Raw genomic sequence first — 12369 nt, forward strand, 5'->3', positions numbered from 1 at the left:
CGCCGAAATGACCGCAAACTCCGTTTGACTCCGAAAATGTATAAATTATACATTTGGCCATCGCACGACAAATCTTCAGGGGGTTGGGGCCTCTTTCATGATCGAGCAGACCATGCCGGCCACGCGCGCACTCAGCCTCCGACGCATGATCGTCCGGATGTCGAGTGCCCTGCTCGCCTGCGAGCGGCTCGCGCTGATCGGCCTGATGTACCTGCTCACCGGCCTGATCCTGGTGAACGTCGTCACCCGCTACTCGCATTTCCCTATCTACTGGATCGATGAATCCGCCGTTTATTGCGTGGTCTGGCTGACCTTCATCGGGGCGTCCGCGATGACGCGGCTGCGGCTCGATTTCGCCGTGACCATGCTGACGGAGCGATTGTCCGCTCAGCACCAGAAATTTGCAAAAGTGATTTCGACCGGCCTCGTCGTGGTGTTCGGCGTCGCCCTGATCGTCACCTGCGTGCTCTGGATGGACCCGATCGGCCTCGCCCGCGCCGGCTTCGACGGGCGCAAGCTCGCTGCCGAGACCTTCAACTTCCTCTACACCGAGCGCACGCAGACGCTGAACTGGCCGACCTGGGTGCTCTATCTGACGCTGCCGATCTTCGCGGTGTCGATGACCGTACATGGTCTCGCCAATCTGCTGGAAGATCTCGAGCTGGTCCCGCGCACCGCGCCAAAAGGCTTCCAGCTCTCCGAGCTCGACGGGGTCAATTGATGATCACGTCAGCAGCCTTCATGGCGTTCATGCTGGTCGGCGTACCGATCGGCCTCTGTCTCTGCCTCGCCGGCCTCGTCTATATCGCCGCTTCAGGCAACCCGGTGCTGTTCCAATCCTATCCGCTGCAGCTGTTCGGCGGTGTCGACAGCTACGGCCTGATCGCGATCCCGCTCTTCATCCTGATCGGCGAGATCATGAATGGCGGCGGCATCACGCGGCGCATCGTCGACATGGCGATGGCCTTCGTCGGCTCGCTCAAGGGCGGGCTCGCCTACGTCAACATCCTCGCCAACATGTTCATCTCCTCCATCCTGGGATCGGCGACGGCGCAGGTCGCGATCATGGCCCAGATCATGGTCCCCGAGATGGAGAAGAAGGGCTACGACAAGACCTTCGCGGCCGGCCTGACCGCCTATGGCGGCATGCTCGGCCCGATCATCCCGCCCTCGGTGATGTTCGTGGTCTACAGCGTGCTGGCGCAGGTCTCGGTCAGCGACATGCTGATCGCCGGCATCGTCCCGGGCGTCATCCTCACCGTGATGTTCTGCCTCGTCATCGCGCTGATGGGCTACATCTACAACTATCCGCGCGCGGACTACCAGACGCCGCGCCAGCGCGTCATGACCATCCTGCGGACCTCGCCGACGCTGCTGATCCCGATCGTCATTGTCGGCACCATTCTCGGCGGCCTCGCCAACGCCACGGAATCCGCGGCCGTCGGCGCGGTGGCCGCCGCGCTGGTCGGAAAGTTCTGGACCAAGGAATTCAAGTTCTCGCAGCTGCCACACATGATGCTGCGCAGTGCGATCTATTCGGCGATCGTGCTGTTTCTGGTCGCAGCCGCCGCGGTGTTCTCCTGGGTGCTGATCTTCGGCAAGGTGCCGCAGGAGACCGCCGCCTGGATCCAGACCGTCGCCAAGGACCCGGTCAGCTTCATGCTGATCTGCAACGTCATCCTGCTGCTGATCGGCACGGTGATCGACGGCATTCCCGGCCTGATCATGACGGTGCCGATCCTGCTGCCGGTCGCAACCGAGATCTATCACATCGACCCCCGGCAATTCGGCGTCGTCGTGGTGATCAACCTCGTGCTCGGCCTGTTGTCGCCGCCGGTCGGGCTTTGCTTTTTCGTCGCGGCCGCCGTCACCGGCGCCAAGCCCGGCAGGATGTTCATGGTGACGCTGCCCTTCTTCGTCATCGCCTGCGTCCTCCTGGTGCTGCTCTCGCTCTATCCCTCGCTCTCGCTGATCCTCGTCAAATAGACCATCCGAAAGGAGCCCGACCATGCCGCTTTCCCGCCGCCGCATTCTCGCCGCCAGTGCCGCCGCTTCGGTGTTCGCACCATCGCTGGCACTCGCCCAAGCCAAGGAATTCCGCCTCGGCCTGATCACGCCCAACGGCCATTCCTGGAACAAGGCCGCGCTCAAATTCGGCGAAGATCTCAAGGCCGCGACCAACGGCCGCCTGACATTGACCGTGTTCCACTCCGGCCAGCTCGGCAACGAGACCGCGATGATGCAGCAATTGCAGTCCGGGGCGCTCGACATGGGCTTCATCCAGGCCGCCGAGCTCGGCTCGCGCGTGCCGCACATCGCCGCGATCAATGCGCCCTACATCGTCCGCTCGACGCCCGCGGTCGCAAAGTTCGTCCGGCATCCGGCGGCGGTCAAGCTGTTCGACGTGCTGCCGCAGGAGACCGGCACGATCGGGCTCGGCTGGGGCATCACCGGCATGCGCGCGGTGTTTTCCTCCAAGGACCTGAATTCGCTCGCCGACATCAAGGGCATGAAGCTGCGTATCAACCCGACGCCGGTCTATCGCGATTTCTACTCCTCGCTGGGCGCAGCACCGACGCCGATCCCGACGCCGCAGGTGTTCGACGCCATGGCCAACGGCCAGGTCGACGGCCTCGAGGCCGATCTCGAATTCTCCTGGAATCAGCGCTTCGACAAGGTGTCGAAGGTGATCCTGCAGATGAACGCGGTCTTCATGCCGATGGCCGCCGTCGTGTCGGGCCGGGTCTGGCAATCGCTTCCCGCAGCCGACCGCGAGCTGATCACCAAGACGATCAAGTCGACACTCGACGCACAGATCGACGAGCTCGCCGGCAACGAGCCCGCGCTGATCGAGAACTTCAAGAACGCGCCGATCCCGATCCGCCAGGTCGACGCCAAGGACACCGAGGCCGTCATTGCCGAGTTCGACAAGATCTGGCTGCCGAAAGCTCCCGTCCTTGCCGAGCTGCGCAAGGTCGGCGCGACGCTCTGACCTCGTCCACCGCCTTCACGTCAATGCCCGGCGGATCGAACGATCCGCCGGCACAATTCCAATCGGAGCCAAACAATGAGCCCACGCATCTCCTGGGAAGGCGTCTTCCCGGCCGTTACCACGCAATTCAACGACGACCTGTCGCTCAATATCGATGCGACCGCCAAGGTCATGGACGGACTGATCCGCGACGGCGTCTCCGGCCTGATCGTCTGCGGCTCGGTCGGCGAGAACACTTCGCTCGAGCGCAAGGAGAAGGTCGCGATCATGGAGGCGGCGAAGTCGGTCGCGAAGGGCCGCGTGCCCGTGCTGTGCGGCATCGCCGAGTTCACCACGGCCTTCGCGGTCGAGACCGCCAAAGAGGCCGCACGCGTCGGCATCGACGGCGTCATGGCGATGCCGGCGCTGGTCTATTCGTCCAAGCCGCACGAGACCGCCGCGCATTTCCGCGCCGTCGCCAGCGCGACCAACCTGCCGGTGATGCTCTACAACAATCCGCCGATCTACAAGAACGACGTCACCCCGGACATCCTGGTCTCGCTCGCCGATGTCGAAACCGTGGTCTGCTTCAAGGATTCCTCCGGCGACACGCGGCGCTTCATCGACACCCGCAACATGGTCGGCGACCGCTTCGTGCTGTTCGCAGGCCTAGACGACGTCATCGTCGAGAGCGTCGCGATGGGTGCGGTGGGCTGGGTCTCCGGCATGTCGAACGCGTTCCCGCGCGAGGGCGAGACGCTGTTCCGCCTCGCCAAGGCCGGGCGCTTTGCCGAGGCCATGCCGCTCTACGAATGGTTCATGCCGCTCTTGCATCTCGATGCGCGCCCGGACCTCGTTCAGTGCATCAAGCTGTGCGAGCACATCATGGGTCGCGGCACCGCGCTGACCCGCCCGCCGCGCCTGGCGCTGCTGCCGCACGAGAAGGCCGAGGTCGAGGCCATGATGGCCAACGCGCTCAAGAACCGGCCGCGCCTGCCGGATGTCGGGTTGAAGGCGGCCTGAGGGCGTATTTCGTAGAGTGGGCAAAGCGACAGCGTGCCCACCATTTGCAAATTCGATCGCGGAGAGATGGTGGGCACGGCGCAAAGCGCCTTTGCCCACCCTACGAAGCAGCCCGCTTCTTCTTCGCGTTCAATGCGGACGCCACGCGGCTCACCGGCGGCTTGCCTAACACGACGCTCATCTCGTTCGTCGCCGCCAGCAGCTTCTCCATATCGACGCCGGTCCTGATGCCCATGCCCTCGAGCATGTAGACGACGTCTTCGGTAGCGACGTTGCCCGTCGCGCCCGGCGCATAGGGACAGCCGCCCAGGCCGCCGGCGGCGGCGTCGATGACGCGCACCCCCTCTTCCATCCCCGCATAGAGGTTGGCCAGCGCCTGGCCGTAGGTGTCGTGGAAATGCATCGCGAGCTTGCCAGGAGGAATGTTGGCGCTGACCGCGCGCAGCATCTCTTTTGCCTTGCTGGGCGTACCGACGCCGATGGTGTCGCCAAGCGAGATCTCGTAGCAGCCGAGCTCGAACAGCGTGCTCGCGAGATCGGCGACCGCCTTCGGCTTGATCTCGCCGTCGAACGGACAGCCCAGCACGCAGGAGATATAGCCGCGCACCCTGACGCCATCGGCCTTGGCGCGCGCCAGCACAGGCTTGAACCGCTCGATCGATTCCGCGACCGTGCAGTTAATGTTCGCGCGCGAAAATCCTTCCGAGGCTGCCGCGAACACGGAGACCACTTGGGCGCCGGCAGCACGCGCGGCGTCGTAGCCCTTCTCGTTCGGCACCAGCACGTGGAATTCGGCGTCCTTCACATGCGCGACGCCGCGCAGCACGGCATCCGAGCTTGCCATCTGCGGGATCGCCTTGGGCGAGACGAAGGCGCCGACCTCGACCGTATCGAGGCCGGCCGCAACCAGCGCCTCGATGAACGCGATGCGCGCCTCGACGCTGACGGGCGTCTTCTCGTTCTGGAGGCCGTCGCGCGGCCCCATCTCGATGATGCGGACCTGATCGCTCATGTCACTCTCCTGCAGGCTCGACCACGGCGAGTTCGACGCCCTCCTGCACGATGTCGCCGACCTTGCACTTGATGGATTTCAGAACGCCCGCATAGGGCGCCCGTAGCGTCTGCTCCATCTTCATCACCTCGAGGGTGAGGATCGGCGCGCCCTTGTCGAGTTTGGCGCCTTCCTCGGCGAGCACGGCGACGACCGTGCCCGGCAAGGGCGCGGCGATCTTGTCCTCGCCGACGTGCTCCTCGCTCTCGCCGCCGAACGGATCGACCCAGTGCAGGTCGAAGCGGCCGTTACGGGTGCGCAGATACAGCTCATGACCGTCGATCACGGCTGCGACGGACGATTTGATGCCGTCGAGCGTGAGATCGAAGCCGCCCTCCTTCGCCGCGATCGCGAACGCCAGCTCGCGCTCGCCGATCAGCAGCGTCGAGAGGCCACTGCCGTAGTTCAGCGAGATCTTCTGCTCCGGCCCATGACCAACACCATGCCCGACACGGAAGGCAAAGCTGCGCTGGCGGCGGCCGACCGGCTGCCAGCCGAAGGTCTGCCAGGGTGAGTTCGCCTGCGCACGTGCGGGCTGTTGCTCCTCGTTGATGACGGCGGCCACCGCGGCGCAGAGCTCGAGCTCTCCGGGTGCCGGCGCAGCCTGCGTCAACACCGCCAGCTCGCGCTCGATGAAGCCGGTGTCGATCGCATTCGTCCGTACCTTCGGATGCGTCATCAGCGCCGACAGGAACGGGATGTTGGTGACGATGCCGCGGACGTCGGTCTCTTCCAGCCCGCGGTTCAGCCGCTCGATCGCAACGTCCCGCGTCGGCGCCCAGGCGATCATCTTGGCGAGCATGGCGTCATAGTACGGCGAGACCGCATCGCCTTCGCGATAGCCGGCGTCGATGCGCAGGCCCCCGGTCTCCGCCGGCAGCCGCCAGGTCGAGATCCTGCCGACCGACGGCATGAAGTTCTTGGTCGGATTCTCGGCATAGACGCGCGCCTCGACCGCATGGCCGTTGAGCCGTATCTCGTCCTGCTTCAGCGGCAGCGCCTCGCCGAAGGCGACGCGCAGCTGCCATTCGACGAGATCGACGCCGGTGATCAGCTCGGTCACGGGATGCTCGACCTGCAGGCGCGTGTTCATCTCGATGAAGAATACGTCCTTGCCGTCGGAGACGAACTCGATGGTGCCGGCGCCGACATAGTTGACCGCGCCCGCCGCCTTTCGCGCGGCGGCGCAAACGGTTTCACGCTGCGCGGCATTGAGCGTCGGTGATGGCGCCTCCTCGATCACCTTCTGGTGCCGGCGCTGCAAGGTGCATTCGCGCTCGAACAGCGACAGCAGATTGCCATGGCTGTCGCCGATCACCTGCACTTCGATATGCCGGGGATTGTCGACATACTTTTCGATCAGCATGCGATCATCGCCGAACGCGGCCAGGGCCTCGCGCTTGGCGCTGACGATCGCAGGCTCGAGCTCGGCCGCCGAACGCACGATCCGCATGCCGCGGCCGCCACCGCCGGCGGAGGCCTTCACCAGGACGGGAAAGCCGATCTTCTCGGCCGCCTTCGACAGCGTCGCCTCGTCCTGGGCCTCGCCGTGATAGCCGGGCACCAGCGGCACGCCGGCTTTCTCCATCAACTCCTTCGAGCCGGACTTCGAGCCCATCGCCGTCATCATACCAGCGGTCGGACCGACGAAGACCAGCCCCGCATCGAAGCAGGACCGCGCGAATTCGGCATTCTCCGACAGGAAGCCATAGCCGGGATGCACGGCCTCCGCGCCGGTCTTGCGCGCGGCCTCGATCAGCCGCTCGACATTGAGGTAGCTATCGCGGGCGCGTGCTGGCCCGAGCAGCACGGCTTCGTCGGCAAGCGCGACATGCATCGCGTCGCGATCGGCCTCGGAATAGACGGCAACCGTGCGCAGGCCCATGGCGCGCGCGGTGCGGATAACGCGGCAGGCGATCTCGCCACGGTTGGCGATCAGGAGCGTGCGAAAACGGCGGTAGAGCTTCGAGCGGTCCATCGCATCACATCCTGAACAGGCCGAATTTCGTCGGCTCGATCGGCGCATTCGACGCCGCCGAGAGGCCAAGGCCGAGCACTAGGCGGGTGTCGCCCGGGTCGATCACGCCGTCGTCCCACAGGCGCGCGGTCGCGTAATATGGATGCCCCTGGCTCTCATATTGCGCGCGGATGGGCTCGCGGAATTTATCTTCCTCTTCCCTGGACCAGCTATCGCCCTTGGCCTCGATATTGTCGCGGCGAACCTGGCTCAGCACCATCGAGGCCTGCTCGCCGCCCATCACCGAGATGCGCGCATTCGGCCACATCCAGAGGAAGCGCGGCGAATAGGCGCGGCCGCACATGCCGTAATTGCCGGCGCCGTAGGAGCCGCCGATCACGACGGTGAACTTCGGCACCGATGCCGTCGCGACCGCCGTCACCAGTTTCGCTCCATCGCGCGCGATGCCGCCGGCCTCGTACTTCTTGCCGACCATGAAGCCCGTGATGTTCTGCAGGAACACCAGCGGAATGCCGCGCTGGCAGCACAGCTCGATGAAATGCGCGCCCTTCAGCGAGCTCTCGCTGAAGAGAATACCGTTATTGGCGATGATGCCGACGGGATAGCCCCAGATATGGGCGAAGCCGCACACCAGCGTCGTGCCGTAGAGTTTCTTGAATTCGTCGAACTCGGAGCCGTCGACGATGCGGGCGATGATGTCGCGCACGTCGAACGGCTTTCTGCCGTCCACGGGCACCACGCCATAAATCTCCTCCGCGGCAAACAGCGGCTCGCGCGGCGGCTGCATGTTGAGGTTCGGCCGCGTGGAAGGCTTGAGCGTGCCGACGATGCGCCGGGCGATGCCGATCGCGTGGGCATCATTCTGCGCGTAGTGATCGGTCACGCCCGATTGCCGCGAATGCACGTCGGCGCCGCCGAGCTCCTCCGCGCTGACCACCTCGCCGGTCGCGGCCTTCACCAGCGGCGGGCCGCCGAGGAAGATGGTGCCCTGGTTGCGCACGATGATGCTTTCGTCCGACATCGCGGGAACATAGGCGCCGCCGGCGGTGCAGGAGCCCATGACGATCGCGATCTGCGGAATGCCCTGTGAGGACATCTGCGCCTGGTTGTAGAAGATGCGGCCGAAATGCCGCTCGTCCGGGAAGATCTCGTCCTGAAGCGGCAGGAAGGCGCCGCCGGAATCGACCATGTAGACGCAGGGAAGATTGTTCTGTCGCGCGATATCTTGGGCGCGCAGATGCTTCTTCACGGTCATCGGATAATAGGTGCCGCCCTTGATGGTGGCATCGTTGGCGACGATCACGCATTCGCGCCCCGAGATGCGTCCCACCCCGGTGATGACGCTCGCCGAATGCACGTCGCCGCCATAGAGACCGTAGGCCGCGAGCGGCGACAGCTCCAGGAACGAGGTGCCGGGATCGACCAGCAGATCGACGCGCTGACGCGCCAGCATCTTGCCCCGCGCGGTGTGCCGGTTGCGCGAGGCCTCGCCCCCGCCGCCTGCGACCTGGCTCAGCTTCTCGCGCAAGTCGGCGACGAGCGCGCGCATGGCCTCGGCGTTACAGGCAAAGTCTGACGAAGACGGATCGATGCTTGAATGGAGCGGCATGATGATTCCAATGAGGTGAACGTTAAGCCGTCTCGGCCATCAGCTCGCGGCCGATCAGCATGCGGCGCACCTCGGATGTACCGGCGCCGATCTCGTAGAGTTTTGCGTCGCGCCAGAGACGCCCCACAGGGAATTCGCTGGTGTAGCCGACCCCGCCGAGCGCCTGGATCGCTTCTCCCGCCATCCACGTTGCCTTCTCCGCAGAATACAGGATCGCAGCCGCCGCATCCTTGCGCAGCGTGCGCGCGTGGTCGGCGCGGTCGCAGGCGCGCCCGACCGCATAGACATAGGCGCGCGTGGCCTGCCAGGTCGAATACATGTCGGCGAGCTTGCCCTGCATCAGCTGGAAATCGCCGATCGGCTGACCGAACTGCTTGCGCTCGTGCATGTAGGGCACCACGGCGTCCATGCAGGCCGCCATGATCCCGAGCGGGCCGCCCGAGAGCACCGCGCGCTCATAGTCGAGGCCGGACATCAGCACCTTGACGCCCTCGCCCACCTTGCCGAGCACGTTCTCCTCCGGCACCTCGCACTCGTCGAAGAACAAAGGATAAGTGTTGGAGCCGCGCATGCCGAGCTTGTCGAGATGCTGACCGTGGGTGAAGCCCTTAAAGTCCTTCTCGATCAGGAAGGCCGTCATGCCGCGCGGGCCCGCCTCCGGATCGGTCTTGGCGTAGACCACCAACACATCGGCGTCGCCGCCATTGGTGATCCACATCTTCGAGCCGTTGAGCACGTAGCGGTCGCCGCGCTTGTCGGCGCGCAGCTTCATGGAGACGACGTCGGAGCCGGCGCCGGGCTCGGACATCGCGAGCGCGCCGACATGCTCGCCGGAAATCAGCTTCGGCAGATAGCGCTGCCGCTGCGCGTCGTTGCCGTTGCGGCGGATCTGGTTGACGCAGAGATTGGAATGGGCGCCGTAGGACAGCCCCACGGCAGCCGAGCCGCGCGAAATCTCCTCCATGGCGACAATATGGGCGAGATAGCCCATGTTGGACCCGCCATATTGCTCCGGCGCGGTCATGCCGAGCAGGCCAAGGTCGCCGAAGCGCTTCCAGAGATCGGCCGGGAACAAATTGGCTTTCTCGATCTCGGCGGCGCGCGGGGTGATCTCAGCCTCCACGAATGAGCGAAGCGTATCGCGCAGCAGGCTGATGTCTTCGCCCAGATCGAAATCGATGCTTGGGATGTTCAAGGCGATTCCTCCGTGTTTTGGGGTCCGAACCTAGCCCGGTCCGGGTCCTCTTGTCGTCGAAAAGGTTGCATTTTCCGCCAAACTTGGCGAGGATTTTCGTAAGGAGTTCCGATGCCTTTTCAAGCCGCCACCGCGATCCCGCGCCGCGCCGTGACTCCCGCCGCCTTCGTCCGCGGCGTGGTCGCCGCGTATGAACGATACGGCCGCGATCCCGCGGAGGCGCTGAGCCGGGGTCAAGTCCCGCCGGACCTTGTCAATTCTCCGGATGGGAGGGTCACTGCCGCCCAATTCGAGGCGCTGGCGGGCCATGCCATGCGCGAGCTCGACGACGAGGCACTCGGCTGGTTCTCGCGCCGTCTGCCCTGGGGCACCTATGGCATGCTGTGCCGGGCCTCGATCACCGCACCGACGCTGGAGGTCGCGCTGAAGCGCTGGTGCCGGCATCACCGTCTGGTCACCGAGGACGTGCTGCTCGATCTCGAGGTTGGCGAAGAGACCGCGATCGTGTCGATCCGTGAGCTGCGCGACCTCGGGCCCTTGCGCGAGTTCTGCCTGGTCACCCTGTTCCGCTACGTGCTCGGCTTCTCGTGTTGGGCCGTCGACTCCCAGATCGCGCTCCGCGCGGCTGAATTCCCCTACCCCGAGCCCGGCCACGTCTCGGTCTATCCGACCATCTTTTGCAGAAACGTTCGCTTCGACGCGGCGCATGGCCGTATCGTCTTCGACAAGCACTATCTATCGCTGCCGCTCACGCGCAGCGCCACCGATCTCGACAACATGCTCAAGGGCGCGCTCAGGCTGACCGTGCTGCCCTACCGGCGGGACCGGCTGCTGGTCGAACGCGTCCGCCGCGTGCTGCGCAATGCGCGTGGACGGGTCCTCGGCGCCGAAGACGTCGCGAGCGAGCTCGCCCTCTCCACGCGCACCATGCATCGCCGCCTGCGCGAGGAGTCCACCTCGCTGCGCGATCTCAAGGAAGAAGCAAAATTCGAACTGGCGAAACAGGAGCTGATGCGCGGCCGCACCCCGATCAAACGCATCGCGGAGATCGCCGGCTTCCGCAACGAGAAGAGTTTTTCGCGTGCCTTCCGCAGCTGGACCGGCACGAGCCCGCGCGAATTTCGCGGCCGGTATCGGTAAGGCGTGCAGGCGTCACGCCGCCGTCTTGATATCCGGACCGGTCAGCGCCTTGGCGGCGTCTTCGAGCGCCCTGGCGTTGTCGGCCAATTCCTGCTCGGATCGCTTCATCATCTGTGCGACGCGCGCGCAGCTCCGCGACAAGAACTCCATGTTGAGCAGCCGCATGGCCTTGAGGACCGTGCGGTAACGTTCGACGTCCGAACCGACAAGGCCCGGCCGAATGACGGTCTTTCCATCGGTCGACAGGCCCAGCGATTTGTACATCTCGCGCGCCAGGATCGGCCAGTAGTCAAGCAGACGCGACATCTTCTCGCTTTCGACGTCGTCGAATGCCGCCAGGAAGTCCTCCGTACTGATATTGCCGCGTGTCCGCGATTCAACCGTCAGATCCTCGATCACGCGCGGGATCTGCTGGATCCGGCGCTCACGCTCGTCGGACGATTGCGCGTCGAAGTCGGCAGGGAATTTCTGGATGATCTCGGACCTGAATCGGTAGCCCATGCGGATGGCGGTCAATAGCGAGAGCTGCTTGCTCGACAATCCGGTCAGTGGCCCGCCAACCTCCTCGATCGCCAGGAATTCACAGCGATAATCGCCATCACCCTGGACACGAGCTCGGTGCAGCAAGGTCCGGTAGCGCCGGCCGCCGCGCCCGATCAGCACGGCCTGCGGCGCGACGAACTCGTTCTCGCGCGCCGCCAGCAGTATCTGCGCGGTTTCCTCGAGCCACTTGTAGACGAAGTTCTGCCTTCCAGTTTCCGTATTTGCCAGCTTCTGGACCTTGCGCCAGGGTACGGATGGCGCCTGGATGGTGAAGAGATCGCCGAGCACATTGTCGTCGCCGGTGAACTGGGCCGAAGGTGGAATCTGCCCATGGGCGAGTTCGGCGTCGGACGCCACGAAATGCACGCGCGGATAGCCGTCGAATTCGCGAATCTCGCTGAACAGGCCGCTTTCTAGCTTGCCGACTAGCCCGCGCAACTCGTTGGCATCTACGTCGATGGCGTTCCTCTCGAAAATGCCGATCAACTCCCTGATGAGTTGATCCTTGCTCGTCAGCATCTGCAGGTGACTGAGCGGACCCGGCGGGTTCACGTTCGGGCGGATCAGGCAGAAGATCCGGCGATCCGTTGCTGCCGGTTTTGCGGCGACAAAATATCCGGCTTCATAAAAGCACCAGGACCAGTCCTCAGAGGGCGCACCGTAAAGCAGAAACAGGCTTTGCGCTGTGCGAAGATGATGCTCGATAGAGGGCCGCCATTCGTTGCCGCGCGGGATGTCCTCCGAAATGAAGACATCGATTTGTCCGTGCGAAGCGGTTTCAATAACCTTCTTCATCGCACGGGCTATCCGGCCGTATTCAAATCGGTGACTGATGAAAATCGGGTTGGGAGCCATGACG

The 12369-nt window shown here is 64.6% G+C and carries 10 protein-coding genes; 5 read left to right on the plus strand and 5 right to left on the minus strand.

Features of this window, described 5'->3' with window-relative positions; all coding sequences use genetic code 11:
* Window positions 1–112 precede the first annotated feature (112 nt).
* From P6U29_RS22110 to P6U29_RS22125, 4 genes are all read left to right on the plus strand, one after another.
* Entirely contained in the window at window positions 113–721 is a 609-nt protein-coding gene (locus P6U29_RS22110; RefSeq protein WP_407119391.1) for a TRAP transporter small permease, read from the plus strand.
* Window positions 721–1986, plus strand: coding sequence for a TRAP transporter large permease (locus P6U29_RS22115; protein WP_407112261.1), 1266 nt, complete (start codon window positions 721–723; stop codon window positions 1984–1986). The genes P6U29_RS22110 and P6U29_RS22115 overlap by 1 nt, the downstream gene beginning before the upstream one ends.
* Before the next feature lie 22 nt (window positions 1987–2008).
* Window positions 2009–2992 (plus strand): TRAP transporter substrate-binding protein, encoded by a 984-nt coding sequence (locus P6U29_RS22120; protein WP_407112262.1) that lies wholly within the window; start codon window positions 2009–2011, stop codon window positions 2990–2992.
* A 75-nt stretch (window positions 2993–3067) separates the two neighbouring features.
* On the plus strand, window positions 3068–3994 hold the full coding sequence (locus tag P6U29_RS22125) for a dihydrodipicolinate synthase family protein (protein ID WP_407112264.1): 927 nt from the start codon (window positions 3068–3070) through the stop codon (window positions 3992–3994).
* Between the two features lie 100 nt (window positions 3995–4094).
* On the opposite strand, the gene P6U29_RS22130 is transcribed toward P6U29_RS22125, so the two are convergent.
* Genes P6U29_RS22130 through P6U29_RS22145 form a run of 4 tightly spaced genes read right to left on the minus strand, consistent with a single transcriptional unit; the run spans window position 4095 to window position 9827 of the window.
* Window positions 4095–5006, minus strand: a complete 912-nt coding sequence (locus P6U29_RS22130; protein WP_407112265.1) for a hydroxymethylglutaryl-CoA lyase — start codon at window positions 5004–5006, stop codon at window positions 4095–4097.
* Window position 5007: 1 nt separating this feature from the next.
* Entirely contained in the window at window positions 5008–7023 is a 2016-nt protein-coding gene (locus P6U29_RS22135; protein WP_407112267.1) for an acetyl/propionyl/methylcrotonyl-CoA carboxylase subunit alpha, read from the minus strand.
* 4 nt (window positions 7024–7027) lie between these two features.
* Window positions 7028–8632 carry a carboxyl transferase domain-containing protein gene (locus P6U29_RS22140; RefSeq protein WP_407112268.1) on the minus strand — a complete coding sequence of 535 codons (1605 nt, stop codon included), beginning with the start codon at window positions 8630–8632 and terminating at the stop codon, window positions 7028–7030.
* Window positions 8633–8654: 22 nt separating this feature from the next.
* Window positions 8655–9827 carry an isovaleryl-CoA dehydrogenase gene (locus tag P6U29_RS22145; protein WP_407112269.1) on the minus strand — a complete coding sequence of 391 codons (1173 nt, stop codon included), beginning with the start codon at window positions 9825–9827 and terminating at the stop codon, window positions 8655–8657.
* Between the two features lie 111 nt (window positions 9828–9938).
* On the opposite strand from P6U29_RS22145, the gene P6U29_RS22150 reads away from it, so the two are divergent.
* Window positions 9939–10967, plus strand: a complete 1029-nt coding sequence (locus P6U29_RS22150; RefSeq protein ID WP_407112271.1) for an AraC family transcriptional regulator — start codon at window positions 9939–9941, stop codon at window positions 10965–10967.
* A 12-nt stretch (window positions 10968–10979) separates the two neighbouring features.
* On the opposite strand, the gene P6U29_RS22155 is transcribed toward P6U29_RS22150, so the two are convergent.
* Window positions 10980–12305 carry a hypothetical protein gene (locus tag P6U29_RS22155; RefSeq protein ID WP_407112272.1) on the minus strand — a complete coding sequence of 442 codons (1326 nt, stop codon included), beginning with the start codon at window positions 12303–12305 and terminating at the stop codon, window positions 10980–10982.
* Between the last annotated feature and the right edge of the window lie 64 nt (window positions 12306–12369).

This window comes from Bradyrhizobium sp. LMG 9283 (assembly GCF_045571415.1).
Taxonomy (GTDB): Bacteria; Pseudomonadota; Alphaproteobacteria; order Rhizobiales; family Xanthobacteraceae; genus Bradyrhizobium.

Coding starts and splice junctions, on each gene's coding strand:
- P6U29_RS22120 (WP_407112262.1), top strand. CDS start 2,009: ATGCCGCTTTCCCGCCGCCGCATTCTCGCCGCCAGTGCCGCCGCTTCG.
- P6U29_RS22135 (WP_407112267.1), bottom strand. CDS start 7,023: ATGGACCGCTCGAAGCTCTACCGCCGTTTTCGCACGCTCCTGATCGCC.
- P6U29_RS22110 (WP_407119391.1), top strand. CDS start 113: ATGCCGGCCACGCGCGCACTCAGCCTCCGACGCATGATCGTCCGGATG.
- P6U29_RS22150 (WP_407112271.1), top strand. CDS start 9,939: ATGCCTTTTCAAGCCGCCACCGCGATCCCGCGCCGCGCCGTGACTCCC.
- P6U29_RS22115 (WP_407112261.1), top strand. CDS start 721: ATGATCACGTCAGCAGCCTTCATGGCGTTCATGCTGGTCGGCGTACCG.
- P6U29_RS22125 (WP_407112264.1), top strand. CDS start 3,068: ATGAGCCCACGCATCTCCTGGGAAGGCGTCTTCCCGGCCGTTACCACG.
- P6U29_RS22140 (WP_407112268.1), bottom strand. CDS start 8,632: ATGCCGCTCCATTCAAGCATCGATCCGTCTTCGTCAGACTTTGCCTGT.
- P6U29_RS22155 (WP_407112272.1), bottom strand. CDS start 12,305: ATGAAGAAGGTTATTGAAACCGCTTCGCACGGACAAATCGATGTCTTC.
- P6U29_RS22130 (WP_407112265.1), bottom strand. CDS start 5,006: ATGAGCGATCAGGTCCGCATCATCGAGATGGGGCCGCGCGACGGCCTC.